Origin of the sequence: Halobaculum sp. EA56 (assembly GCF_051195075.1) — an archaeon.
In the GTDB taxonomy this organism is placed as follows: domain Archaea; phylum Halobacteriota; class Halobacteria; order Halobacteriales; family Haloferacaceae; genus Halobaculum.
In genome coordinates this window covers 253701-278450 of record NZ_JBNTJX010000003.1, presented here as the reverse complement: position 1 = coordinate 278450, position 24750 = coordinate 253701, and the positions used below count along the sequence as shown (strand labels likewise).

27 protein-coding genes and 1 tRNA gene are annotated in these 24750 nt (G+C 73.8%); 14 read left to right on the top strand and 14 right to left on the bottom strand.

What is annotated here, in order from left to right; genetic code table 11:
- Window positions 1-67 precede the first annotated feature (67 nt).
- The 6 genes from ACQUQ1_RS07170 to ACQUQ1_RS07145 all read left to right on the top strand — a co-directional run bounded on the left by ACQUQ1_RS07170 (window position 68) and on the right by ACQUQ1_RS07145 (window position 5570).
- Complete coding sequence (locus ACQUQ1_RS07170) at window positions 68-949, top strand: shikimate dehydrogenase family protein (protein ID WP_435063586.1); 882 nt, start codon at window positions 68-70, stop codon at window positions 947-949.
- Window positions 950-1033: 84 nt separating this feature from the next.
- The gene (locus ACQUQ1_RS07165; protein ID WP_435063585.1) at window positions 1034-1819 is read left to right on the top strand and encodes a helix-hairpin-helix domain-containing protein; all 786 of its coding nucleotides are present in this window, start codon (window positions 1034-1036) and stop codon (window positions 1817-1819) included.
- Between the two features lie 70 nt (window positions 1820-1889).
- Window positions 1890-3500: an anthranilate synthase component I family protein gene (locus ACQUQ1_RS07160; RefSeq protein ID WP_435063584.1), complete on the top strand. Its 1611-nt coding sequence runs from the start codon at window positions 1890-1892 to the stop codon at window positions 3498-3500.
- Window positions 3497-4120, top strand: a complete 624-nt coding sequence (locus ACQUQ1_RS07155) for an anthranilate synthase component II (protein ID WP_435063583.1) — start codon at window positions 3497-3499, stop codon at window positions 4118-4120. Before ACQUQ1_RS07160 ends, ACQUQ1_RS07155 begins: the two co-directional genes overlap by 4 nt.
- Window positions 4117-5109 (top strand): aminotransferase class IV, encoded by a 993-nt coding sequence (locus ACQUQ1_RS07150; RefSeq protein ID WP_435063582.1) that lies wholly within the window; start codon window positions 4117-4119, stop codon window positions 5107-5109. Before ACQUQ1_RS07155 ends, ACQUQ1_RS07150 begins: the two co-directional genes overlap by 4 nt.
- A 35-nt stretch (window positions 5110-5144) precedes the next feature.
- On the top strand, window positions 5145-5570 hold the full coding sequence (locus ACQUQ1_RS07145) for a Rieske (2Fe-2S) protein (RefSeq protein ID WP_435063581.1): 426 nt from the start codon (window positions 5145-5147) through the stop codon (window positions 5568-5570).
- A 39-nt stretch (window positions 5571-5609) separates the two neighbouring features.
- Here the strand turns inward: ACQUQ1_RS07145 and ACQUQ1_RS07140 are convergent, their stop codons facing one another.
- The 5 genes from ACQUQ1_RS07140 to ACQUQ1_RS07120 form a co-directional block, all read right to left on the bottom strand.
- Entirely contained in the window at window positions 5610-6068 is a 459-nt protein-coding gene (locus ACQUQ1_RS07140) for a hypothetical protein (protein WP_435063580.1), read from the bottom strand.
- A gap of 140 nt (window positions 6069-6208) precedes the next feature.
- A tRNA-Met gene (locus ACQUQ1_RS07135) sits at window positions 6209-6283 on the bottom strand.
- An 88-nt stretch (window positions 6284-6371) separates the two neighbouring features.
- Complete coding sequence (locus ACQUQ1_RS07130) at window positions 6372-6911, bottom strand: GtrA family protein (protein WP_435063579.1); 540 nt, start codon at window positions 6909-6911, stop codon at window positions 6372-6374.
- Window positions 6908-7741: a glycosyltransferase gene (locus ACQUQ1_RS07125; protein ID WP_435063578.1), complete on the bottom strand. Its 834-nt coding sequence runs from the start codon at window positions 7739-7741 to the stop codon at window positions 6908-6910. The genes ACQUQ1_RS07130 and ACQUQ1_RS07125 overlap by 4 nt, the downstream gene beginning before the upstream one ends.
- An 84-nt stretch (window positions 7742-7825) precedes the next feature.
- Window positions 7826-8083 (bottom strand): hypothetical protein, encoded by a 258-nt coding sequence (locus tag ACQUQ1_RS07120; RefSeq protein ID WP_435063577.1) that lies wholly within the window; start codon window positions 8081-8083, stop codon window positions 7826-7828.
- 138 nt (window positions 8084-8221) lie between these two features.
- Between ACQUQ1_RS07120 and ACQUQ1_RS07115 the strand changes: the two genes are divergently transcribed.
- Window positions 8222-10699 (top strand): DUF2298 domain-containing protein, encoded by a 2478-nt coding sequence (locus ACQUQ1_RS07115; protein ID WP_435063576.1) that lies wholly within the window; start codon window positions 8222-8224, stop codon window positions 10697-10699.
- Window positions 10700-10752: 53 nt separating this feature from the next.
- Here ACQUQ1_RS07115 and ACQUQ1_RS07110 read toward each other — a convergent pair whose 3' ends face one another.
- From ACQUQ1_RS07110 to ACQUQ1_RS07085, 6 genes are all read right to left on the bottom strand, one after another.
- The gene (locus ACQUQ1_RS07110) at window positions 10753-11019 is read right to left on the bottom strand and encodes an HAH_0734 family protein (RefSeq protein WP_435063575.1); all 267 of its coding nucleotides are present in this window, start codon (window positions 11017-11019) and stop codon (window positions 10753-10755) included.
- A 168-nt stretch (window positions 11020-11187) separates the two neighbouring features.
- Complete coding sequence (locus tag ACQUQ1_RS07105; protein ID WP_435063574.1) at window positions 11188-12003, bottom strand: ABC transporter ATP-binding protein; 816 nt, start codon at window positions 12001-12003, stop codon at window positions 11188-11190.
- Window positions 12000-12830: an ABC transporter ATP-binding protein gene (locus ACQUQ1_RS07100; protein ID WP_435063573.1), complete on the bottom strand. Its 831-nt coding sequence runs from the start codon at window positions 12828-12830 to the stop codon at window positions 12000-12002. Before ACQUQ1_RS07100 ends, ACQUQ1_RS07105 begins: the two co-directional genes overlap by 4 nt.
- Window positions 12823-14229 (bottom strand): branched-chain amino acid ABC transporter permease, encoded by a 1407-nt coding sequence (locus tag ACQUQ1_RS07095; protein WP_435063572.1) that lies wholly within the window; start codon window positions 14227-14229, stop codon window positions 12823-12825. Before ACQUQ1_RS07095 ends, ACQUQ1_RS07100 begins: the two co-directional genes overlap by 8 nt.
- The gene (locus ACQUQ1_RS07090; protein ID WP_435063571.1) at window positions 14226-15173 is read right to left on the bottom strand and encodes a branched-chain amino acid ABC transporter permease; all 948 of its coding nucleotides are present in this window, start codon (window positions 15171-15173) and stop codon (window positions 14226-14228) included. The genes ACQUQ1_RS07095 and ACQUQ1_RS07090 overlap by 4 nt, the downstream gene beginning before the upstream one ends.
- A 4-nt stretch (window positions 15174-15177) precedes the next feature.
- The gene (locus ACQUQ1_RS07085) at window positions 15178-16500 is read right to left on the bottom strand and encodes an ABC transporter substrate-binding protein (protein WP_435063570.1); all 1323 of its coding nucleotides are present in this window, start codon (window positions 16498-16500) and stop codon (window positions 15178-15180) included.
- Window positions 16501-16659: 159 nt separating this feature from the next.
- Here ACQUQ1_RS07085 and ACQUQ1_RS07080 point away from each other — a divergent pair, with 159 nt between their 5' ends.
- Both ACQUQ1_RS07080 and prs read left to right on the top strand, forming a co-directional pair.
- Window positions 16660-17547, top strand: a complete 888-nt coding sequence (locus tag ACQUQ1_RS07080; RefSeq protein WP_435063569.1) for an HVO_0234 family beta-propeller protein — start codon at window positions 16660-16662, stop codon at window positions 17545-17547.
- Window positions 17548-17635: 88 nt separating this feature from the next.
- Window positions 17636-18487 (top strand): ribose-phosphate diphosphokinase, encoded by an 852-nt coding sequence (prs, locus tag ACQUQ1_RS07075; protein WP_435063568.1) that lies wholly within the window; start codon window positions 17636-17638, stop codon window positions 18485-18487.
- A 38-nt stretch (window positions 18488-18525) separates the two neighbouring features.
- On the opposite strand, the gene ACQUQ1_RS07070 is transcribed toward prs, so the two are convergent.
- Window positions 18526-18768 (bottom strand): hypothetical protein, encoded by a 243-nt coding sequence (locus tag ACQUQ1_RS07070; RefSeq protein WP_435063567.1) that lies wholly within the window; start codon window positions 18766-18768, stop codon window positions 18526-18528.
- A gap of 81 nt (window positions 18769-18849) precedes the next feature.
- Between ACQUQ1_RS07070 and ACQUQ1_RS07065 the strand changes: the two genes are divergently transcribed.
- The 3 genes from ACQUQ1_RS07065 (at window position 18850) to ACQUQ1_RS07055 (ending at window position 20223) form a co-directional block, all read left to right on the top strand.
- On the top strand, window positions 18850-19080 hold the full coding sequence (locus tag ACQUQ1_RS07065; RefSeq protein WP_435063566.1) for a hypothetical protein: 231 nt from the start codon (window positions 18850-18852) through the stop codon (window positions 19078-19080).
- 2 nt (window positions 19081-19082) lie between these two features.
- Window positions 19083-19715 (top strand): uracil-DNA glycosylase, encoded by a 633-nt coding sequence (locus ACQUQ1_RS07060; protein WP_435063565.1) that lies wholly within the window; start codon window positions 19083-19085, stop codon window positions 19713-19715.
- 85 nt (window positions 19716-19800) lie between these two features.
- Complete coding sequence (locus ACQUQ1_RS07055) at window positions 19801-20223, top strand: HIT family protein (RefSeq protein WP_435063564.1); 423 nt, start codon at window positions 19801-19803, stop codon at window positions 20221-20223.
- 18 nt (window positions 20224-20241) lie between these two features.
- Here ACQUQ1_RS07055 and ACQUQ1_RS07050 read toward each other — a convergent pair whose 3' ends face one another.
- Entirely contained in the window at window positions 20242-21975 is a 1734-nt protein-coding gene (locus ACQUQ1_RS07050; protein WP_435063563.1) for a S8 family peptidase, read from the bottom strand.
- 339 nt (window positions 21976-22314) lie between these two features.
- On the opposite strand from ACQUQ1_RS07050, the gene ACQUQ1_RS07045 reads away from it, so the two are divergent.
- Window positions 22315-23082 carry a division plane positioning ATPase MipZ gene (locus ACQUQ1_RS07045; protein WP_435063562.1) on the top strand — a complete coding sequence of 256 codons (768 nt, stop codon included), beginning with the start codon at window positions 22315-22317 and terminating at the stop codon, window positions 23080-23082.
- Window positions 23083-23177: 95 nt separating this feature from the next.
- Here the strand turns inward: ACQUQ1_RS07045 and ACQUQ1_RS07040 are convergent, their stop codons facing one another.
- Complete coding sequence (locus ACQUQ1_RS07040) at window positions 23178-23693, bottom strand: hypothetical protein (RefSeq protein ID WP_435063561.1); 516 nt, start codon at window positions 23691-23693, stop codon at window positions 23178-23180.
- A 168-nt stretch (window positions 23694-23861) separates the two neighbouring features.
- On the opposite strand from ACQUQ1_RS07040, the gene ACQUQ1_RS07035 reads away from it, so the two are divergent.
- The gene (locus ACQUQ1_RS07035; protein WP_435063560.1) at window positions 23862-24725 is read left to right on the top strand and encodes a transcription initiation factor IIB; all 864 of its coding nucleotides are present in this window, start codon (window positions 23862-23864) and stop codon (window positions 24723-24725) included.
- Window positions 24726-24750: the final 25 nt, after the last annotated feature.

Below are 24750 nucleotides of genomic sequence, written 5' to 3'. Positions count from 1 at the left end.
CGAAATATCAACTTCGATAGCAACCGCCCCACGGTGATTTATCCCCGGCGGGGACGGAGCCGGGCGCATGGACGTGTACGGACTCGTCGGCAACCCGGTGGGGCACTCGCTGTCGCCGCCGATGCACGAGGCGGCCTACGACGCGCTCGGGCTGGACGCCCGCTACGTCACCTTCGAGCCGGACGCCGACGCGGGCGCCGCGGCGGTGGAGTCGGCCGCGACGCTCGGCGTCGCCGGCCTGAACGTGACGGTCCCGTTCAAGCGGGACGTGCTGTCGGCGGTCGAGCCCGACGACCTCGCGGCGGCGGTCGGGGCGGTGAACACGGTTGACTTCTCGACGGACCCCCCGCGCGGGTACAACACCGACGTGGCGGGCGTCCGTCGGGCGTTCGACCGCCACGGCGCCCCCCGCGAGGGGGCCGACGCCGTCGTCGTCGGCGCCGGCGGCGCCGGGCGGGCCGCCGCGTTCGCGCTCGCCGGGGAGGCGGCGACGGTCCACGTCGCCAACCGGACCGTCGAGCGGGCCGAGGCCCTGGTCGCGGACGTGCGCGAGGCGTTCGGGGGAGCGGGAACCCCGGACGGCGGGACCGGGGACGGTGCGGGGACCGCCGTCGCCGACGGAACCGCGACCGTGACCGCCGGCGGCCTCGGGACGCTCGCGGAGACGGTTCCGGAGGCGGACCTGCTGGTGAACGCGACGACCGTCGGCATGGAGTCCGACGAGACGCCCGTTCCCGCCGAACACCTCCACGCCGACCTGGCGGTGCTGGACGCGGTGTACGCCCCGCTGGAGACGCGACTCCTCCGGGACGCCCGCGCCGCCGGCGCGACGACCGTCGACGGCGCCTGGATGCTGCTGTTTCAGGGCGTCGAGGCGTTCGAGCGGTGGACCGGCGAGGACGCCCCGGTCGGGGCGATGAACGAGGCGCTCCGCGCGGAACTGGCGTGATCGCCGGGGATCGCCGGCTCGTCCGTGGGTTTCCGCGGAATCCGGCGCTGGTTTTTTAAAAGGCGCCGGCGTGGTTTCGAGGGAATGGGACTACTTCGTCAGATCAAGCGCCTGCTGGGAATCGGGCGCGAGCAGGAGAGCGACCGGACCGGGGAGGCGGCCGTGACGGTCGAGCGGGAGCGCGACGAGGCCGACGCGGGGACGGAGGCCGCAGTCAAGGGAACCGACGAGGCGGCCGCCGCCGGGGGGGACGCCGCCGCCTCGACCGGGTCGGTGGTGGATACGGACGAAGGGACGGCCGCGGAGCCGGCTGAGGCCGCGGCGGCCGTCGAGGACGACGGCGCGGAGCCGGCCGATAGCGACGGGGCAGAGCCGGCCGATAGCGACGCGACCGACGAGGAGGAAGTCGACGACGCCGGGAGCGACGAGGTCGACGACGGCGACGCCGAGCCCGTCGCCGCGGGCACGGACGCCGACGCCTCGACGGAGGCGCTTGTCGACGAGGCGGAGGCGAACGAGGACCCGGCGACCGCGGCCGAGCCGGCCGAGGCCGCCGGGCCGGAGTCCGAGGACGTGACCACCGACGTGGACGACGTCGAGGTCGACGACGACGAGGAACTCGGCGACGCGGACGACGAGAGCGACGCGGACGAGTCGGCCGGCGAGTCCGGGGCCGACGCCGGCGACGGCGTCCCCGTCGACGAGATCAAGGGGATCGGCCCGGCGTACGCCGAGCGGCTGGGCGAGATCGGGATCGAGACGGTGGCGGACCTGGCCGACGCCGACGCCGCCGAGGTGGCCGATCGGACCAGCGTCTCCGAGAAGCGCGTGAACCGCTGGATCGACCGCGCGGCCGACTACGAGGCGTAGCCGGGCCGAGTCGAGCGGAACGGAGCCCCCGAACCGAACCCGCTTTCTCCCTCCCGTCGAACCCCACCGTATGGAGCCGGTGACCGACCGCGAGGCGTTCCGACGGCTCGCGGCCGACGCCCCCGCGGACGCCCGGATCCCCGTCGAGTTCCGCGCGTCCGTCGGGGATCCCTTCGACGCCTACCGCCGTGCCCGCCGCCCGGACCGCCCCGGCGTCTACTACGAGACGACCGGCGGCCAGCCGGGGTGGGGCTACTTCGGCGTCGACCCCGTCGGGACGCTGACCGTCGGCGCGAACGCCGTCGTCCGCGACCCGGACCACCCGGGCCACGGCGACTACGCCGACCCGTCGCCGACGCTCTCGGCGCTCGCGGGGCTGCTCGACTCGGCGACGCTCGTCCGCGGCGACTGCGCGGTGCCGTACCCCTGCGGCGCGTTCGGGTGGCTCTCCTACGACGCCGCCCGCGAGCTGGAGCCGGCGTCGTTCCCCGCCGACGGCGCCGTCGACGACCGCGGCCTCCCGCGCCTCCAGGCCGGCGTGTACGCCACGCTCGCGGCGTGGGAGGAGCCCCGACCGGACGACGGCGAGGTGACGCTTCGGATCACGTCGTGCCCCCGGCTCGGCGACCACGCGGACGCCGGCGCCGCCTACGACGCCGGCCTCGCGGCCGCGCGCGACCTCGCCGAGCGGGCGACGGGCGGCGACCCGTCCGTCGGTCCCGCGCCAGCCGACGGTGACGGCGGGGGCGACGCGGCGGCGACGTTCGAGAGCGACTGCGGGCGCGAGGCGTACGCCGGGCGCGTCCGCCGCGTGAAGGAGCGGATCCGCGCGGGCGACACCTTCCAGGCGAACGTGAGCCAGCGGCTCGCGGCGCCCGCGGCGGTCCACCCCGTGACGGCGTACGCGGCCCTTCGAACACGCAACCCCGCGCCGTACTCCGGGCTCGTGGAGTTCCCCGGCGTCGACCTCGTGAGCGCGAGCCCCGAACTCCTCCTCCGACGGGAGCCCGCCGGAACCGGCGGGGACGCCGCGGCCGACGGCGACCGCGCGGACGACCCCGCGTCCGGGGCCGACGACGACGGCGTTCGACTCGAAACGGAGCCCATCGCGGGGACCCGGCCGCGGGGCGAAACCCCGGAGGCCGACGCCGCCCTCGAAGCCGAGTTGACCGGCGACGAGAAGGAGCGCGCCGAGCACGCGATGCTCGTCGACCTGGAGCGCAACGACCTCGGGAAGGTCGGCGAGTACGGCTCGGTCTCGGTCCCCGAGTACCGCCGGGTCGACCGCTACTCGGAGGTGATGCACCTCGTCTCGCTCGTCGAGGGCGAGGAGCGCCCGGACCGCTCCGTCGCCGACACGCTCGCGGCCGTCTTCCCGGGCGGCACCATCACGGGCGCGCCGAAGCCGGAGACCATGCGCATAATCGACTCGCTGGAGGGGACGCGGCGCGGACCCTACACCGGGTCGATGTTCGCCGCCGGCTTCGACGGCCGCCTCGTCGCCAACATCGTCATCCGGACGCTCGTGCGCACGGGCGACCGGTACCACCTCCGCGTCGGCGCGGGGATCGTCCACGATTCCGACCCCGGAGCCGAGTACGAGGAGACGCTGGCGAAGGCCCGGGCGCTCGTCAGGTCCGTGGACGACGCCCTCGACGCGCGCATGGAGGTGGAGGAGTGAGCGGCGCGGAGCGTCGGGCCGACGACGACGGCCTGCGGGTCCTCGTCGTCGACAACTACGACTCGTTCGCGTACAACCTCGTCCAGTACGTGGGCGAGCTCGCGGACGAGGTGCTCGTGCGCCGCAACGACCGGGTCGACGTGGACGGGATCCGCGCGCTCGACCCCGACGGGATCGTCGTCTCGCCGGGGCCGGGCACCCCCGCGGAGGCGGGCGTGTCGGTCCCGGTGTTCCGCGACCTGTCGTACCCGACCCTCGGCGTCTGTCTGGGCCACCAGGCGCTGTGTGCGGCCAACGGCGCGGAGGTGACGCTCGCGCCCGAGGTGGTCCACGGGAAGCCCTCGGACGTCCGCCACGACGGCGCCGGCGTGTTCGCCGGCCTCCCGGAGCGCGTTCGGGTGGGCCGGTACCACTCGCTGTGCGTCGAGCACGACGCGGTCCCGGCGGACCTGACCGAGACCGCCCGGACCGACGACGAGCGCGAGGTGGTGATGGGCGTCCGCCACGCCGAGCGGCCCCACGTCGGCGTCCAGTTCCACCCCGAGAGCATCCTCACGGACGCGGGCAAGGACATGATCCGCAACTTCCTGGGGATCTGCGAACGGGGTGGGATCCGATGAGCGACGACCGCGGCGGCGGAGCGGCGGACCGCGACGGCGACGAACCCGGACGAGCCCACGGCGACGACTCCGGCCACGGGGAGGCCGCCGACCTAGTCTACCACGTCGACGGCGACCTCGTCCCCGCCGACGAGGCGGCCGTGTCGGTCCGCGACCGTGGGTTCCGGTACGGCGACGCCGCCTTCGAGACGGTGCGCGCGTACGGGGGCACCCTCTGGCGGTGGGACGCCCACGTCGACCGCCTGTGCGGGACGCTCGACGCGCTCGGCATGCCGGCCGACGGCCTCGGCCTCTCGTCGCTGGACCTGGAGGCGCGCGTCCGCGACACGCTCCGCGCGAACGGCCTCGCCGACGCCCGCGTGCGCCTGTCGGTCACGCGCGGCGAGACGGAGGGGTTCGCGCCGCCGCCGGCGACGGACACCGACCCGACGGTGGTCGTGACCGTCGCCCCGCTCCCACGGGGCGGAAGTCCCGACGCCGGCGGCGAGTCCATCTGGGATGGGCCGGCGACGCTCCAGACGGTGAAGACCCGGCGGGTGCCCGACCGCGCGATCCCGAGCGACGCGAAGACCCACAACTACCTCAACAACGTCCTCGCCCGCGTCGAGACCCGCGTGACGGGCGCCGACGAGGCGGTCATGCTCGACGCCGAGGGCCACGTCGCCGAGTGCGCCACGGCGAACCTCTTCTTCGTCGCCGACGACGCCGTCCGGACCCCCTCCCTCGACGGGCCGGTGCTCCCGGGCGTCACCCGCGCGGAGGTGCTCGACATCGCCCGCGGGGAAGGGTTCCCCGTCGAGGAGGGCGCGTACGCGCCCGACGACGTGCGCGACGCGGACGAGGCGTTCCTCGCCTCCTCGATCCGGGAGATCCGGCCCGTCGGGACCTATGACGGCGTCGACGTGGGGGGCGGCCCGGTGACCACCCTGCTGTCGCGCCTGTACGACGAGCGCGTGGAGGCGGAGTGCTACGCCGGCGCCCCCGAATAGGGAGGCATACAAGCGAGCACGCCCTGCGCCGCGGTATGGACGAGGCCGCGCGCGTCGCCGACGCCGACGAGGTCGTCGAGGGCGAGACGCTGTTGTTCACCGTCCGCGACGACGAGGGCGACCTCGGCGAGGCGTTCCTCACCCGCCTGTCGGACGGGTCGGTCGTCGCGTACCGCAACTACTGCCAGCACTGGACGGACGTGCGCCTGGACAAGGGCGACGGCGCGCGCGTCACGGACGGCGAGGTGTGGTGTCAGAAGCACGGCGCGACGTTCCAACTCGACTCCGGCTACTGCGACTTCGGCCCCTGCGAGGGCTCGGTGCTGGAGACGGTCGGGGTGACGGTCGAGGACGGCGGCGTCTACGTCGACGACGGGGAGTACGCCTTCGAGCATCTCGGTCCCGGCGGGGTCGACGATGGGGACGGCGGCGGCAGCCGGATCGACTTCACCGGCTCGTGAGGCCGAGGCCGCCCGGGCGCGCCGGGACGGCGACCCCGCTCAGAGGTCCGGGCCGGACGACGAGAGCGCGTCGCCCGTCGCGCCCAGGTCCGGGTCGATCGCCCCGCGGACCGCCTCGACGGCCGTCGTCACGTCGGCGCCGGGGTCGAGCGTGAGCAGCAGCCCCTCGCTTTCGGTGTACACGCGAACGATCGTGAGGTGTTCCATCCCGGTGGCGACGTACTCGACGCCGCCGGCGACGGGGAACAGTTCGTCGACGAACAGCCCGATCTCCGAGAAGTCGATCCCCGCGTACCGGTGGATCCGGTCGAAGTGTCCCGTCATCTCCTCGTCGTCGGCGTAGAACGACCGCGTGAACTCGTCGCAGTAGGCGATCCCGTACGCGTCCGGCGTGAACGCGGCGACGACGTGGAGGTCGGAGCCGTCGTCGAGCGCGTCCCTGATGGCCGCCGTCGCGGCGTCGACGTCGAACGAGACGACCTCGTCACCCCCTGACATGGCACCGACTTGCGGCAGGGGTGTAAAAATAACGTCGGTCAGCCGGAGATCGTGTCAGATAGTCGTTCTGTCGGTGGGATCGAACGGCGTCCCGCGGTGACGGGCGGGCCTCCGAGAACGAAGTGTCAATTCGAGAAAAGTAGCGGGAGGTAGATTTGAACTACCGATCTCCGGGTTATGAGCCCGGCGGAATCTCCTGGCTATCCCATCCCGCTACCAGAACGAACACGACCGTCGCTTGTAAGGGTTGTGTTTCACATCCCGCCGCCGTGTGTGGGTTTCTCCCACGTCGCCGCGCGCCCGTCACTCCAGCACCCGCCAGGTGAACACCGACTCCGCGACGTAGTTGACCACCATCCCGACGCCGATGCCGCCGGCCCGGGAGACGACGAACCAGAGGTCGACGCCGGCGAGCGACAGCGGCAGCGCCAGCCCGCGGTACAGCGCGGTGAACACGAGCAGCTGGACCGCGATGCCGCCGGCGCGCACGAGGTTCGACTTCGCGAGCCGGCGCAGCGTCGGCGCCAGTCCCGCCAGCCCCTCGTCGGCGAACGTGACGCGGTCGTTGAGCAGGAACATCACGACGACGGCGACCTCGATGCCGACGAACGCCGCGACCTCCGGGAACACGCCGACCTCGCGCAGGGCCGTCGAGGTGACGATGTCGAAGCAGAAGCCGACGACGCCGACGGAGACGAACTGGCCGAAGCGCGTGCCCGACGCAAGCGTCGCCAGCGCCCCGGCGTCGCCGCCTGCGGGGGCGTCGTCCCCGGTGTCGGTCCCGCTGTCGGGGGCGGCGGCCTCGGTGCCGGCGGCTCCCGACCCCGCGGCGTCGTCGCTCATCGCGGCTCACCGTCGGGGTCGGTCGGTCCCCGAGAGGACCCGTCGTCGCCGCGGTCGCCGCGGTCGACCAGCGCGACGCCGTCCTCGCGGTCGAACAGGCGGTGGAGCCGGTCGTCGCGGATGAGCCGCGCGCGGTGGCGCGCGACGAGCAGCCCCCGCCCCATGTCGATGGCGTCGCCGATCGGCGAGACGGTCGAGCCGGGCTGGTCCTCCCACGTCACCGGCACCTCGGCGATGCGGCAGTCGAGCGCGGCCGCGACGGCGACGAGCTCGATGTCCCACGCGAACCCCGGCTCGTACAGGTGGTCGCGGACGCGGGCCCACGCGTCCGCCGAGAGCGCCTTCGCGCCGCACTGGTAGTCGTACAGCTCCGCGTCGAGCAGGCGGCGGGCGATCCACGCGAAGCCGTCGCCGAGGAAGCGTCGCGCGAACGTCTGGTGCGAGCGCACGTCCGCGTCGGGGTGTCGGCGCGACCCCGCCGCGAGGTCCGCCTCGTCGGCGATCACCGGCGCGATCACGTCCGCCAGCGAGTCCGCGGGCGTCGCGCCGTCGGCGTCGGCGAAGGCGTACACGTCGGTCGAGAGCGCCTCGAAGCCCGCGGTGACGGCCGCCCCCTTCCCGCGACGGCGGCGGACGACACGCAGGTCGACGCCCTCGGGGAGGCGGAGGGATCCGCGGTCGGTCGGGGCTCCGGCGGCGCCCGGCGGCGCGTCGAGTTCGACCCGGATCTCGGCCGGGTCGATCGTCCCGCGGAGGGCGCGCAGGTACGACCGGAGCCGACCGGGGTCCGGGTCGTACGCCGGGACGACGACGCCGACGGTCGGCTGCATGGGGGACGGTTCCGTGTGGCCGGGTAAAAACGGTGTGAAACGGGCGACGGTCGCGGACGGGGGCGACGCGGACGGTCCCGCGGGCTACTCCGTGAGGAACGAGGCGACGAACAGGACGAACCCGGTCACCCCGAGCAGGCCGAACACGGGGAGCGCGAGCACCTCGCTCCGGCCGGGGAGCGTCCCGGCGGCCACGAGGGTGCGCACCGCGAGATACCCCAGCAGCGCGGCCAGCAGCGCGACCCCGCCGGCGACCACCAGCCGTCTGTCGCCGCGGGGACCGCCCGCGGCCGCGCTCCGGTCCGCGCCGTCGACGCCGTCGAGGTCGTCCGCTCGTGGCACGGAGAACCGAACGGGCGCCCCGAAGAAAACGGTTGTCGCCGCGGCCGTCGCCGCAGTCCGCTCGCGCCGGGGGCGTTCGGGGCAGCCGCCGCCGTGGAGGGAAAGGGACTTACCCCGCGGGCGACCCCTGGGAACCGAATGGAGTACGGCCTCGTCGTCCGCTGGCTCGTCGCCCTCCTGGCGCTCGGCGCCGTCGGCGTCCCGCTTGCCGCCCGCCTGTTCCCCCGGTCGGCCACCCGCGGCGCCGGCCTCGCGCTCCCCGTGTCGGCGCTGACGCTCGGACTGGTCGCCTTCTGGGTCGGCCGGGTGGCCTTCGGCCCGGTCGCGCTCGCGGCCGGCCTGCTCGTCCTGCTCGTGCTCGCGGCCCTGGCGCTCGTCGACCGCGACGCCCTCCGCGACGGCGACGTCCGCGTCGACGGCGACGCCCGCGACCGCCTGCCGGACCGGACGGTGCTCGCGGAGACGGCCGCCGTGTTCGCGCTCGGCTTCCTGTTCGTCGTCCTGATCCGGGCGTTCGACCCCGGCGTCGACCCGAGCGCCGGCGAGAAGTTCCTCGATTACGGCCTCCTCAAGTCGCTGCTTCGGGCGGACGCGCTCCCCCCGGAGGACATGTGGTTCGCGGGCGAGCCCGTCCGCTACTACTACGGCGGCCACCTGCTGTCGGCGCTGTTCGCGACGCTGACGGCGACGCCCGCGCGCTTCGGCTACAACCTCGCGCTCGCGGGCTTCTTCGGGATGCTCGTCGCGGCCGTCTACGACCTCGCGGGGGCGATCGCCGCGAGCCGCGGCCGGTCGCGCCGGACCGCGGGCCTGCTGGGGGCGTTCCTCGCGGGCTTCGCCGCGAACCTCCACACCGCCGGGTGGGTGCTCCTGCGCGCCCTTCCGCCCGGCCCGCGCGGGGCCGTCGCCGGCGCGCTCGGCCTCGACGCGGGAGCGGTCGTCTCCCGGGAGTTCTCCTACTGGAGCGCGAGCCGGGTCATCCCGGGGACCATCAACGAGTTCCCGCTGTTCGCGTGGCTCAACGGCGACCTCCACGCCCACATGACGATGACGCCGTTCCTCGTGCTCGGGGCGACGCTCGCGTTCGCGCTGTACCGCACGCCGGGGACGGAGACGCGCCGCCGGCGGCTCCTCCTGTTCGGGGCGGTGCCGCTCGTGGGCGGCTTCCAGGCGGTGCTCGACACCTGGAGCTTCCCGAGCGTCTTCGGCCTCGCGTGGCTGGCGCTCGCGGCCGCCCCGGCCGCGCCGCGGACGCTGCTGCCCGCGTCGCTGGCGGCGCGCGTCGACGCCGCGCTCGGCGGGGCGGGAGCGGCCGGGACCGGGGACGGATACGGGGACGACGAGGGCGACCCCGAGGCCGTCCCGGACGGCGGCCGAGGGCTCGCGGACGAACTCGCCCGGCCCGTCGTCGCCGCCGGCCTCGTCGCCGGCGCGGGAGCGCTGGCGGCCCTCGTCGCCGCGCCGTTCCTGCTCGGCGCGGTCGCCGGCGGCGGAGGCGAGCGGAGCCTCGCCGTCCTCCCGACCGGGATGCGGTCGTCGCTCGGCGGTCTCCTCCTCGTCCACGGCGCGTTCCTCGCGACGTTCCTCGCGGGGCTGTTCGGCGCGGTCGGCCGCGGGCGCCCGCTGTCGCTGCTCGCGGGCGTCGTCGCGCTCGGGGTCGCCGGCGTCGCGATCGGGCTGCCGGCGCTGGGGCCCTTCGGCGCCCTGCTGGTCGTCGGCTGGGTCGCGCTCCGCACCGACCGCGCGGGCTTCGAGACGGTGCTGATCGTCGGCGGGGCGGGGCTCGCGCTGCTCGTGGAGCTGGTCTTCCTGAACGAGCAGGCCGGCCCCGGCCGGATGAACACCGTGTTCAAGACGTACGCGCAGGTGTGGCCGCTGTGGGCCGCCGCCGCGGGCGCCGTCCTCGCGGGGCTGCTGTCGGCGCCGCCGCGCCCCGACGCCTCGGCGCTGTGGCCGAGCGCCGGCACCCGCGACGTGGCCGCCTCGGTGTTCGTCGCCGCGCTGCTCGTCACGACCGGGCTGTACGCCGCCATCGCCGTCCCCACGCACCTGGACGGGGGGTACCCTGACGAACCGACGCTGGACGGGACGGACTTCGTGGCGACGTTCCACCCGAGCGAGGAGCGCGCCATCGACTGGCTCGACGCCCGCGAGGGCCAGCCGGCCATCCTCTCGGCGCCCGCGACGGGGAGGTACCCCGGCGCCGACCCGCCGACCGGACACTCGCCGCGGATGTACCGCTGGAACGCGAACCCGGCCGCCAGCCTCACCGGCCTGCCCACCGTCGCCGGCTGGCACCACGAGGTCGGCTACCGCGGCGCGGAGGCGTACTTCTCGCGGGTGCGCCAGGTCGACGACGCCTACACCTCCCGGGCGCGGGCCGTCGAGGTGCTGCGCGCGTACGACGTGCGCTACGTCTGGGTCGGCCCGGCCGAGCGCGAGCGCTACGAGGGGCGGGGCCTGATCGACTTCGGGTCGATCCGGGGGATCGAACGCGTCGAGGACGCCTCGACCCCGACGGTGACGGTGTACCGGGTGACGGAGTCGGAGCTGCCGCCGGCGTCGGAGCTACGCGACGCTGACGGCGGGAACGGCGACGGGGAGAACGGGAACTGAGACTGAGCGGGACCGAGCGGGGGCGGGAACGGGAGCGGGAACCGAGCGCCGCCTCAGACGGTGAGGTCGCCGCCGCGCTTGACGATGTCGAGCGCCTCTGCCTCGATGGTGTCGACCTCCAGCCAGTGGGGGACGTACTCCTTCTTCTCGAAGCGCTCCTGCTCGTCGTCGGTGCCGATGGTGCACCACAACTGCGGCTCGTCGGGGCCGTGGTACTCGCCCTGCCGCTGGACCGAGAAGACGCGCATCTCCTCGCCGTCGTAGTCGATGATCCCGTCCTTGCGGAGGCCGGGGTCGCCGTGGACGATGAGCTTCTTCATGCGCCCGGCTTGGCGCACTCGTACACTAAGGGTTTCGATGCCGCACGTGGCCGCCGCGACGGGCCCGCGGGCCCGGCGGACGCGACCGTGACCCCGACCCGTCGAGGCGGCCTCGGGAGACCCGGCGGCCCGGCGACGATCGGAGGCCGGCGCCGCCGGCGGCGCCGCCTACCCGCCCAGATACAGCCGCGACACCTCGGGGTTGTCCAGCAGGGCGGCCGCCTCGTCGGCGTAGGCGACGCTGCCCTGGTCGAGCACGTACCCCGAGTCGGAGATGGACAGCCCCTTACGGGCGTTCTGCTCGACCATCAGGATCGCCGTCCCGAGGTCGTTGACCGCGAGCACGTCGTCGAACACCTCGTCGGCCGTGTTGGGCGCGAGCCCGGCCGACGGCTCGTCGATCAGCAGGACGTCCGGCTCCATCACGAGCGCGCGGGCGAACGCCAGCACCTGCCGCTGGCCGCCCGAGAGGGTGCGGGCCTTCGCGTCGCGCTTCTCCGTCAGGATCGGGAACCGGTCGTACAGCTCGTCGATCACCGGCCCGAGGTCGTCGTCGCGGGCGACACCGCCCATGCGGAGGTTCTCCTCGATCGTGAGGCTCCCGAACACGTTCTCCGTCTGGGGGACGTAGCCGATCCCCTCCCGGACGATGGCCTCGGGGGCCATGCCGCCGATGTCGTCGCCGCGGTAGCGGATCCGCCCCGACCACGGCGTCAACAGCCCGAACACCGTCTTCAGCACCGTCGACTTGCCGGCGCCGTTCGGGCCGATCAGGCACGCGACCTCCCCGGCCGACAGCGACAGCGAGAGGTCGTCGAGCACCTGCACGTCGCCGTAGCCGCTGTCGACGTGCTCCACCGAGAGGACGGTGTCGTCGGCGGGGGCGTCGGCCGCGGCCGACACCGCGCCGTCCGACGCCGTCGCCTCCGCCGCCACATCTCCCGCCCCCGCGGGGTCCGTCCCGCGGCCGTCGTCGCCGCTCATTCGCCCGGCCCCCCGAGGTAGGCGTCGACGACGCGGTCGTCGTTCCGGACCGCCTCGGGCGTCCCCTCGACGAGGACGCTGCCCTGGTTCAGGACGACGATCGGGTCCGCGAGGTTCATGATGAACTCCATGTCGTGTTCGATGATACACAGCGTGACGCCCTCCCGGTTGAGGCGGGCGATGTGCTCGCGCAGCTTGTTCGCGAGCGTCGGGTTCACCCCGGCGACCGGCTCGTCCAGCAGGAGCAGTTCGGGCTCGGCGAGCATCGCCCGCGCGAGCTCGACGAGCTTCAGCTGTCCCCCGGAGAGGTCCGTCGCCGGCTGGGTGGCGAGGTGGTCGATCTCGAACCGCTCCAGCATGCGCTGTGCGTCCTCGATGTTTCGCGTCTCCGCGGCTTCGACCTCCTCGGGGTTCGTGAACAGCTTCACGAACGACTCCCCGGGCTGGCGCCGCGGCCCGACGAGCATCGCCTCGCGGACGGTCATCCCCTCCAGTTTGCGGGGCGTCTGGAACGTCCGGACCAGTCCCTCGTCGGCGACCTCGTGGGGTTCGGCGCCGGTCACGTCGACCCCGTTGACGGTGACGGTCCCCGCGTCGGGCTCGTAGAAGCCGGAGACGAGGTTGAAGATCGTCGACTTGCCGGCGCCGTTCGGGCCGATGAGGCCCGTGACGCTCCCGCGCTCGACCGCGAAGGAAGCGTCGTCGACGGCGACGAGCCCCCCGAACGCCTTGCGGAGGCCGTCGACGCGCAACACGACGTCCTCCTTGTCGAGGTTCGGGCCGTCGTACAGCGCCCGCCTCCCCTCGGCCTCGCCCGCCTCACTCATCGGTCCCACCCCCGTCGCGCACCGCGGGGTCGGTCGGGTCCGCGTCGGTGTCCGGGTCCCCGGGCTCAGCCTCCGCGTCCGCCTCCGTCGGGTCCGCGTCGGCGTCCGCCGCGTGTGCGCCGGCGGCGGCGTCCTCCTCGATCGTCTCGCGGGGGTTCGTCTCGCCCGGCCCCGCGGAGGCGGCGACCGACGACGGCCAGATGAGTTCCCGCTGCGGCGGGAGCACGCCCTGGGGCCGGAACCGCATCACGACGATGATGAGCAGGCCGACCGCGAGCAGCCGCGTCGACGCGAAGTTGTTCACGACGGTCGCGTACGTGCTCGTCACGAGCGGGAGATCGAGCGGAAACGACGCCGGCAGCACCTCCCCGAGGAAGCGAGTCCCCTCGCGGATGGCGATGACGACGAAGCCGCCGAAGATGGCCCCGCGGTTCGACCCGCTCCCGCCGAGGATCACCGCGATCCACACGTAGAACGTGTTGATCGGCTCCAGGTCGCCCGGGCTGACGAAGAGGTTCAGGTGCGCGTAGAACACGCCCGCCAGCGCCATGATCACGCTCCCGAGCACGAACGACTGCATCTTGAACGCGTAGGTGTCCTTGCCCAGCGCCTCCGCGAGGTCCTCGTCCGAGCGGATCGTCGCGAGCACGCGCCCCCACGGCGAGCGGTGGACGCGCCGCAACACCGCGTACACGGCCCCGGCCATCGCGAGCACGAACGCGACGTTCAACAGCGCCTGCCAGAACGGCGCCCCGAGCGTGTACCCGAGCAGACTGGTGGAGCCGAGCCCGGGGAGCGCGACCGACAGCTCGTGGACCCGGATCCCGGGCAACGTCTGCGGGAGCGTGCCGAGCACCGGCCAGCCGTCGAAGAAGCCCGGGATGCCCCGCAGCCCGGCGCTCCCGTTCGTCACGTCCCGCTGGTTCAGGAACAGCAGGCGGACGACCTCCGCGAGCCCCAGCGAGGCGATGGCGAGGTAGTCCGCGCGCAGCCGCAGCGTCGGGACCCCGATGGCGACGGCGACCGCGGCCGCGAACGCCACCGCCAGCAGCAGGCCGAGGACGGTGAGCGGGAGGACGCCGAACAGCCGCGCCCCCGCGACGCCGACGGGCGAGTTGCCGGCGGTCAGCAGCGCCGTGCCGTACGCGCCGATACCGAAGAACGCCGCGACCGAGAAGTTGATCAGCCCGGTGTACCCCCACTGCACGTTGAGCCCGAACGACAGCAGGACGTACATCCCGACGAGGCCGACGAGGTACAGGAAGTACGTCGGCGCGAGCCCGCCGGTGACGAGCCCGAACGACAGCAGCGCCGCCAGCGCGAGGACGAAGCCGACGACGCCCCGTTCCGCGCGGGTGAGCGCCGCGAACCGCCCGCGGACCGCGTCGGCGACGCTCACGTCGCCTCCTCCCCGGCGATGCCGGACGGCCGCACGAGCAACACGGCGACCATGATGAGGAACGCGATGGCGTTGGCGTACTCGATGCCGATGGGGATGCCGAAGCCCTCGGGGACCAGCGGGAGCTCCTGGCCGAGCCGCGGGAGGATCGGGGTGAGCTGGTTGATCATCCCGATGAGGAATCCCCCGGCCATCGCGCCGTACACCGAGCCGATGCCGCCGAGGATGACCGCCGCGAACACGACCAGGAGGATGTTGAACCCCATCCGCGGCGAGACGTTGCTGTACAGGCCGAGGAAGACGCCGCCGGCGCCCGCCAGCCCCGCGCCGATGACCCACGTCCAGATCTCGATCCGGTCGGTCCGGATGCCGGAGACGCGCGCCAGCGAGGGGTTGTCCGCGGTCGCGCGCATCTTCCGCCCGAGGTCGGTGTACTGCAGCAGCGCGTGCAGCCCCGCGACGAGCACGACCGCGCTGGCGACGATGGCCACGTCGTGGAGCGTCATCCGGATCCCGTACGGGAGCAGCGCGTCGATCGGCCGCAACAGCGGGATCTGGAACTCCGTGAAGTCGGTCCCGAAGCCCAGTTGGATGACCGCCCGGTAGACGAACGCCACCCCGATCGAGGTGATGAGCAGGCCGATCGAGTCCACGTCCAGCGGCTCGTACACGAGGAGGTGGGTCGCCACCGCGACGACCGCGGCGACGGCGACGCCGACGGCCAGCGCGAGGAAGAACCCGAGCGGGAGCCCGAGCACCTGCGCGCCGAGCGTGCCGACGAAGCCGAACGTCACCAGCGCGGTGTAGGCGCCGACGGTCATCGTGTCCCCGTGGGCGAAGTTGGCGAAGTCGGCGATGCTGTACACGAGCGACAGGCCGATGCTCGCGAGCACGATGATGCTGGAGAACACCAGCCCGTTCGCCAGGTACTCGAGGACGGACATCCGGTCAGCCTTCGATCGTGCCGGTCTGGACGTACTCGTGGTCCTCCACGGTGAGGATCTGCAGGAAGCCGACCGGGTCGCCGTTCTCGTCGAGGTCGATCGGCCCCGAGACGCCCTGGTAGTCGATGTCCGAGGGGGAGCCGTCGTCGCCGAGCACGTCCATCGCCTCCGCGAAGGTGAACACCTCCTGGCCCTCCGGCCGGGTCACCTCGCGGACGGTCTCCTGGAGGGCCGCGCCGGTGAACTCGTCGGCGGTCGCGATCGACAGCGCCGCGGTGATCACGCAGTCGTAGGCGAACGCCGACCAGGAGGTGGGGGTCTCGCCGTACTCGGACTCGAACTCCGAGGCGAACGCCTTGTAGTTGTCCTGGGTGACCGCCGCCGACGGGACGACGATCTTCATGCCGTCGAGGCTCCCCTCGGGCGTGTTCGCCAGCACGTCCGACCCCTGGACGGAGTCGGCGCCGTAGAACTGCGCCTCGTAGCCGTTGGAGTACGCCTCCTGGGCCATCGAGGTGAACTCCGGCTGGTAGGTGATGAACAGCCACGCGTCCGCGCCGGAGTTGGCCATCCCGGACACCGTCGAGGAGTACGACGACTGTCCCTGGTCGTGGGGCTCGTCGTAGGCGATGTCGCCGCCCCACTCCTCGCGGAACGTCTCGGCCAGCCCCTGGCCGTAGTCGTTGTTCACCCACGCCATCGCGACGGAGTCGTAGCCGTCCTCCGCGATGATGTTCGCCAGCGCCGTCGACTGGGTGCTCCCCGTCGGCGACATCCGCAGGAGGCCCGGGAAGTCGGTGAGGTCCGGGCTGGTGGAGTTCTGGCTCAGCTGCACCACGTCGGTCCCCTGGATCACCGACTCGTAGATGGCCAGCGACACGCCCGAGCCGACCGCGCCGATGAGGAACGGCACGCCGTCCTGGTTGACGAGCTTCTGAGCGGCCGAGACGCCGGCCTGCGACTGGCTCTCGGAGTCCTCGACGATGATCTCCAGGTCGCGCCCGCCGATGCCGACCTCGTTGACGTCCGCGAGCGCGAGGTCCTTCCCGCGCTGGTTGCGCTGGCCGAACGCCGACAGCGACCCCGTCAGCGAGTCGACCATCCCGATGGTGTACGGTCCGGACCCCCCGTCGTCACCGTCGCCGCCGCCGTCGGTGGTCGTCTCCTCGCCGCCGTCGCCGCCGGCAGGCGTCCCGGTGTCGGTCTCGGTCGTCCCGGTGTCGGTGGTGCTACAGCCAGCCAGGCCCGCGAGCCCCGCGAGGCCCGCCGCCCCGGACGCCTTCAGTACGTCGCGCCGTCTCGGTGAGGTCCCGTCGTTCGGCTCCATGGGACAAACTGTGCCCGTCCACGGGCTTATGTTTATACCTCGTCGCCGCCGCGGTCGGCCCGGACCGCCCGCCGGGGGCGTCCGACGGGACCGTCCGCGGAGACCGCCCGCCGCGACGGCTCCGCGGGGCTTATTCTCCCGGCCGCCGGACGCCCGCGTATGCCGACCATCGCCGAGAAGCGCGTGTTCACCGCGCGCGACGACGTGGTCCGCGCGCTCGTGGCCTCCTCGATGGGCGTGGCGAGCGTCTCGCTGTCGGGCGACATCGTCGGGGAGTTCGGGATCGAGCGCCGGTGCGACGCCCGCGACGTGGCCGCCCGCGGCGACGCCGTCGCGGTCGCCGCCGACGAGGACGTCCTCGTGGGCGACTTCGCGCCGACGGGCCACGGCCCCGCCGTCGCCGTGGGCGTCGCGGGCGACGGCGTGCTCGCTGCGGCGCCCGACGGGACCGTCTCGGTGCTCCCCGGCGACGCCGACGCGACGGGCGGGGGCGACGGGGCCGACGACCGCGCCGCCGGCGCCGACCCCGCCGGCGACGCCTGGGAGCCCGTCGGGACCGTCGAGGACCCGCGCCGGATCGACGGCCCGCTCGTCGCCGCGGCCGACGGCGTCCACCGGCTCCGGGAGGGGTCGCTGGAGTACGCCGGCCTCGACGACGCCCGCGACGTGAGCGCCCGCGGGGTGCCCCTCGCCGTGACCGGCGAGGCGCTGTACACCCTCGGGAACGGCTGGATGCGCGACCTAGAGTCGACCGAACTCGACGGGGACGGCGACTCCGTCGACGAGTTCCGCTGCGTCGCCGCCGACGCCGACGGCGAGCGCGCGGTCGCCGCGACCGGCGCCCGGGTGTTCGAGCGCGCGGACGCGACGGCGACCGAGTGGGTCGAGCACGCGGAGGCCGGCGTCGTCGACTGCGCGGTCGCGGGCCGGCACCTCGTCGCCGTCACCGACGCCGGCGAGGCGCGGGTGCACGCCGACGGCGGCTGGCGCGGGCGGACGCTCGGCCTCCCGGACGTGCGCGCCGTGGCGGTGCCGGGCGGGGACTGAGCACGCGCCGCGGGAGCGAGCCTGCGACGCCGGCGCACGCGTCGCCCGAGTAGGAACTCGTTTGTATCCGGACGCGGGACGGACTCGTATGATCGTCCCAGGCTCCGCCTCGCAGGCGCTGGCGGCCGCCCTCGCCGAGGAGACCGGCCGCCCGCTCGCGACGCCGGAGTTCGACCGGTTCGCCGACGGCGAACTGTGCGCGGCCGTCCCGGACTTCTCCGGCGACGGGGCCGTCGTCGTCGCCGCGACCGACTCCACCGACGCGTTCGTCGAACTGCTCCAGCTCCAGGACGCCGTCCGCGAGGCCGGCGCCGACGAGGTCACGACCGTCCTCCCGTACATGGGCTACGCCCGCCAGGACCGCGCGTTCGAGCCCGGCGAGCCCGTCTCCGCGCGGGCGGTCGCCCGCGCCGTCTCGACCGGGACCGACCGCGTCGTGCTCGTCACGCCCCACGAGCCGGACGTGGCAGAGTTCTTCGACGTGCCCGTCGACGTGCTCGACGCCTCGGCGCTGCTCGCGGAGCCGCTGCCCGCGGGCCTGACCGACCCGCTGTTCCTCGCGCCCGACGCCTCCGCCGAGCGGTTCGCGACGGCCGTGCGCGACGCCTACGGCGGCGGCGAGACCGACTTCTTCGAGAAGGAGCGCGACTACGACACCGGCGAGGTGACTGTCACCCCCAGCGACGCGGGCGTCGCGGGCCGGGACGTGGTGATCGTCGACGACATCGTCGCCACGGGGTCGACGATGAGCGAGGCGGTCGCCGCGCTCCACGAGCGGGACCCGGCGGCCGTGTACGCCGCCTGCGTCCACGGGATGCTCGCGGGCAGCGCCCGGACGCGGCTGGCGGCCGCCGGCGTCCGCGAGGTCGTCGCCACCGACACGCTCGAACGCGCCGAGAGCGCCGTCTCCGTCGCGCCGCTGGTCGCGGACGCGCTGTAGGTGACCGTGCGGCGGTAACGGAGGCCCCTCCGCCGGGACTACCGCGCGGCGAGCAGCCGGCGCGTCCGCGGGAGGAACTGCCGGTAGCCGACGAGGTACAGCCCCCAGAACAGCGCGATCGTTCCGAGCACGAAGTCGACGGCGGCGGTCTCCGGCGCGGTCGTCGCCGCCGCGACCGCCGCCCGTTCGAGGTGGACGCCGATCCCCGTCAGCGTGACCGACGCGAGCGCGACGAAGAGGTACTCCGCGACGACCCACGCGGCGTCGAACAGCCCTGTCATACCCCGACGACGACGATCGGCGAGTGAAACTCTTTCGGTCGGGGCGAAAGGGACAACTACGTCGGTTCGGTAGCCGACGGCATGGCAGGTAGATACGGGAACCTCGACTACCCGACGCTCACCGAACGCGCGCTGCTCGTCTGTGTCGCCGTGTTCCTCCTCGCGATCGCTGTCGAGGCCGCCGCCGCGGTCACCGGGACGACGCTTCCGGCGTGGGAGCGGGCGCTGCTGGTCGACCTCGAACTGTTCGCCGTCGTCGGCTCGTCCCTCTCGGTGTTCGTGTTCGGCGTCGCGCTCCCGCTGACGGAGTAGCGGTGGCCGGCCCCGGCGACCATCCGAACCCCGTCGAGCACCCCGACCCCGACGACCGGCTCGTCCTCGACGCCGACTGCGCGCGCTGCCCGGCGCTCGTCGACTCCCGGACGTGTATCTCGTGGGGGAACGGCCCGCGGGACGCGAGCGTGGTCGTCGTGGGCGAGGCCCCGGGCGCCGGCGACCCGGACGCCGAGACGTGGAAGGGCGGCAATCACACCGGCTGCGCCTACACCTCCCGGCACTCGGGGCGCCGGATCCGCCGCCTCGTGGCCGACCTCGGCTACGGCGACGACTGCTTCTACACGAACGCGGCGAAGTGTCACCCCCCGGAGAACCGCGACCCGACCGACGAGGAGCTCTCCAACTGCCGCGGCCACCTGGAGGCGGAGCTCGACATCGTGGACCCCGAGGTGGTCGTCACGACCGGAAAGCACGCGACCGCGACCCTGCTCGCGTTCGAGGGGATCGCCCTCGACGGCTTCCTCGACCGCGTCTGCGACCCCGTCGAGTGCCCGACGCTCGGGGTGAGGTGCCTGCCGGTGCTCCACCCGAGTTATCAGGAGGTGTGGCTCTCGCGGCTCGACCTGACCGAGGCGGAGTACCGGGAGCGGATCGCCGAACACCTGCCGTGAGCGCCCGGGGAACGCGGACGGACGCGCCGCCGGACGGATCGCCCCGCACATTCAAGCGCTCGGCCGACACACAACCCACCCACACATGAGCGACGACTGCATCTTCTGTTCCATCGTCGCGGGCGACATCCCCGGCCGCATCGTCGCCGAGACCGACGACGCCCTCGCGTTCCTCGACGCGAACCCGATGGCCCCGGGTCACACGCTCGTGATCCCGAAGGCCCACCGCGAGCGGCTCGCCGACCTCTCGACCGAGGAATCGCGCGCGGTCTTCGACCTGGTCCACGACCTCGCGCCGCGGATCGCCGAGGCCGTCGACGCCGACGCCCACACGATCGGCGTCAACGACGGCCCCGAGGCCGGCCAGGAGGTGCCCCACGCGCACGTCCACGTCATGCCCCGCTTCGAGGGCGACGGCGGGGGGCCGATCCACGCCGCCGCGGGGTCCCGCCCCGACCTGGACGACGACGAACTCGACGAGATCGCGGCGGACATCGCGGCGGAGTAACGCGCCGGGGAACCCGGGTCAGTCGTCCCCTGTTTCGCCGTCAGCGTCGTCGTCCCCGTCGCCCCCGAACCCCGCGAGCGCGGCGGCGACGTCGTAGTGTCCCTCGCCGCGGTACCGTTCGGGGTCGAGCGTCCGCCCGTCGAGGCTCGCGGGGTTGCTCGGCCGGTCGCCGTCGAACCTGTCGTCGTCGGCGACGTTCGGGGTCACTCCCGGGGCGGTCGTCTGGCCCGCCCGGCCCACGCGGAGCGGCCTCGCCGTCGCCTCGATCCGCCGGCGGACCGCCAACGGCGTCGCGTCCGGGTCGGCCGCGTACAGCAGCGCCGCCAGGCCGGAGACGTTCGGCGCCGCGAACGAGGTGCCGGCCTTGAACGCGTACCCCGGGACGTACTCGTCCAGGACGGCGTCGTTCGGGCGGTCCGGGTCGAGGTTCGCGATGCCCGTGTTGAACACCAGATCGAGGAAGGAGTTCGGCCTGACCTCGACGTCGTCGTCGACGGTGTCGGTGTCGAAGTTGCCGCCGCCGGCGGTCACGTCGACCGCCCCGGCCCCGTAGTTCGAGTAGAACGCGACCTCCTCCGGGGGGAGTTCGTAGTCGGTCTCCGCCTCGACCTCGACCCCGGCGACCGTGTCGGAGTCCCCGTTCGCGGGCCAGCCGAACCCGATCGGGCCGGTCGCGCCGACGCTCAGGTAGCCGGGCGCCCCCGCCGGAAGCACGACCGGCGGGGCGGACCCGCGGGGGAGGTCCACCTCGGCGCCGAGGTCGACGGCGCTGTTGCCCGCGGACGCGACCGGGAGCGCCCCGACGCCGACCGCGAACGCGCCCGCGGCGGAGACGAACGCGCCCAGCAGTGCGAGGTCCCGGGCCGGGACCGGGACGTAGGGGTCCGGCAGGTCGGGGAGTTCGTCCGCGACGTCGCCGTCGCCGTCCTCGTCGACGACGGGGACCGGCACCAGCGGCGGCGTTCCCACCGAGAGGTTCAGCACGTCACAGCCGGCGCCGTGGAAGACCCGCGGTCGGTCCGGCGTCCCGAGGTTCAGCCGCGTCCCCTCCGGCGCGGCGCCGACGACCACCGCGGCCACGATATCCGCGAAGCTGGTCGCGCCGCCCGAGAACGCCCGCAGGTCGACGATCTCCGCCTCCGGTGCCGTCCCGACGACGCCGGTCCCGTTCTCGCCGGCCGCGGCGACCCCGGCACAGTGGGTGCCGTGGTCGTCGTTCAGCGGTCCCGGTCCGTTCCCGTCGTCGGTGAGGTTGGCCGAGAGGTCCGACCGCACGTTCCCGAGGTCGGGGTGGGCCGCGTCGCGGTCGGGGTTCGCGCCGAGCACCCCGTCGTCGACGATCCCGATCCGTGCGCCCGCGCCGCGTTCGCCCTCCAGCGTGTGGACCCGCTTGACCCTCTGCTCCCGCTTGTCCCACTGCAGGCGGTAGAACGGGTCCTCGACCTCGCGGGCGTCCACGGCCGCCTCCTCCTGGCGCGGCACCTCGATCTCCACGTCCATTCCCCGGGCGTACACTCCGCCCGACGGGAGGCGCGACTCCGGCCCGCTGACGACCGCGAACCCGAGGCGCTCCCCGAAGTCGTAGCGGACCTCCATGCCCGACAGCGACGACACGTCGACGGTGGAGGTGTCGACGACGTAGCGGTCCGGCGCCGGGGTCGCCCGCGCCGCTCGGACGCCCGCCGCCCCGACCCCCACCGCCGCCGTCGCTATCGCCTTCAGCGCCGCGCGCCGCGTCACGCTCGAATTCATATAGAATCATCAACACGATATCGAGGCGTAACCACCACAGATAGAGGCGACATTTGCTCGGGACGGACGGTTCTGATACGAACGGGACGACTATCCGATCACGAGACGAAATGACGTCACGGGGGGCGAAGCCGTCGTGTGCCCACGGATCCACTCAACGTCGGTCCCCGAGCGGCCGATCGACCCCGCCATGGCCCGGCCGCGAGCGCCGTCGGTCGGCCGAACCGGCGAACGCGCCCGCGACGGACGCTGGACGGGGACCGCAGCCGTGTACACCGCACACCTATTTCCGACACTACAGGTGCGAAAGTATATGGCGGAGACGGACGCACTCGCCGTGTGAACCGGAACCGAACCCTCGCGCTCGTCGGCGCCGTCGGCGGCGCCGGGACGACCCGAACCGCCGTGGAGTGTGCCGCCGCGCTCGCCCGCGGCGGGCGCGAGGTGGCCGTCCTCGACGCCGCCTACGCGACCCAAGGGCTGAGCGAGTACGTATCGGGCCGCATCGACCCCGACCTCACGACCCTGTGTCTCGACTCCGACCGCCCGCTCGCGGCCGGACTGACCGACCTCGACCTCCCCGTCGACGGCCGGGTCGCTCTCGCGCCGGCGCGCGCGCCGTTCGAGCGCGTCGCCCGTGCGAAGACGCCCGAGGCCGCCGAGGCGTTCGAGGCACGCGTCCGGGAGGCCGCCCGCTCGTTCGACCACGTGATCGTGGACGCGCCGCCGGTCGCCGCGAACCAGGCCGTCGCGGCCGTCCACGCCGTCGACCGCGTGGCGCTGGTCGCGCCCGCCGGCGACCGCGGCGCCGACGCGCTGAACCGACAGCGGGACGTGCTCCGGGACGTCGACGCGCCGGACCCGAACCCGACGACCGTCGTGGTCGGGGACGACGCGCACGACGGCGACGCGGACGCGACGGTCCCGCGCGGTCCGCGCTCGGTCGCCGCCGCCCCCGCCTGCCTCGGGGACGACCGGTTCGCCGCCGGCGTCGTCGCGGCGACCGAGGCGCTGTTCGGGGTCGATCTGCCGGTCGCGTTCGACGACGCCGGCGTCCTCGGTCGCGTGCGCTCGGGCGTCGAGCGCGTCCGCGGGAGCGACGGCTGACGCCGAGCGCGCTCGAACGGGACGGCCGCCCGTCGTCAGCGCAGGTCCGAAACGGAACTCGCCGACTGCCGCCGTGACGGGGACGCCGACGCGAGTCAGCGGAGGTCCACGGCGGCAGTCATCGTCTCGCCGAGCGCGTCCCGCTTCTCCACGCTGGCGTTCCCACCCCCCTCCAGCGCGCCCCGGGCGATGTCCGCCAGCTCCGGCACGGGATCGTGCGACTCGACGTACGACGCGAGCGCGAACGCCGCCTCGTCGCCGCCCGTGAGTTCGAGCGCGTCCACGCGCGAGAGTTCGCCCGCGAGCCAGTCGCGGACCACCCGGCGGCCCGTCGGGGACAGCGGGGAGACGCCGGCGACGCCGCACCGGTGGAGCACCCTCGCGGCCGTCATCGGCGCCACCCCCGCCTCGCGGGCGCTCTCGCCGACGCTGACGCCGCGGGCGTGGGTGTCGAGGACGACCGCCGCCGCCTCCGGCGTGCACGCCAGCGCGTCCGCGTGCGGCGACAGCCGCGCCGCGAGGTCGCCCCCCGTGGCGTCGACGGCGGCGACGCCGCGCTCCTCCTGGCGCGCCGTCACCTCGATCCCGGCGGCGATGTCGGAGAGACCCATACGCCGTCTCGTCCCGCATCCGGTATAAAATTCTCTGTCGGAGTCGAAATGATAAGGGATTTTTCGAGAGCAACGTACCGATTATCGGTACGTTCGAGGACGCTCGCGACGGTCGAGCGGTCCGGATCCCCCCACACCTAAGTATGGGTTCGGGCCCGACGTTCGAGTATGGCAACGAGCACGACGGCGTGCCCCGAGTGCGAGGGTCGAGTGCGAACCGAGGGCGACGAGGCTGTGTGTGCCGACTGCGGCCTCGTCGTGCGCGAGGACCGGATCGACCGCGGCCCGGAGTGGCGGAGCTTCGCCGACGACGATCGGGACCCCCGCCGGACGGGCGCCCCGCTGACGCGGTCACGTCACGACCGCGGCCTCTCGACCGAGATCGGGCACACGCGCGTGAAGGGGCGGAAGCGCCGCCAGTGGGCGCGGATGCGTCGCCAGCACACCAGGGCACGCATCTCGTCCAAACGGGACCGCAACCGGGTGTACGGCTTCACCGAGATCAGGCGGCTCGTCTCGGCCGCGGGACTCCCCGAGTCGATCCGCGACCGGGCCTGCGCGCTGTTCGAGTCCGCGCAGGACGCCGACCTCCTCCGGGGCCGCTCGCTGGAGGGCTTCGCGGCCGCGACGGTGTACGTGGCCTGTCGCGTCGCCGGCGTCTCGCGAACCCGGGGCGAACTCGTCGCCGACGCGAAGGCCGACGCCGACGAACTCCGCGCCGCCTTCGACGCGATGAACCGCGAACTCGGCCTCCCGGTCGGGCCGATCGACCCGGCGGAGTACCTCCCGCGGTTCGCCAGCGAACTGGACCTCGGGATCGAGGTCGAGCGCGACGCGCGCGAGTACCTCTCGGTCGCCGTCGACCGCGGCCTCACGAACGGGCGAAACCCCTGCGGCGTCGCCGCGGCGTGTCTGTACGCCGCCGCCCGCGACCGCGGCGCCGACTGTACCCAGGCGGCCGCGGCCGACGTGGCGGACGTGACGCCGGTGACGCTGCGCTCCTCGTACGTCGAGCTGCGCGGGGAGGACTGAGGAGGGACGAGCGACCGCGGGGGTC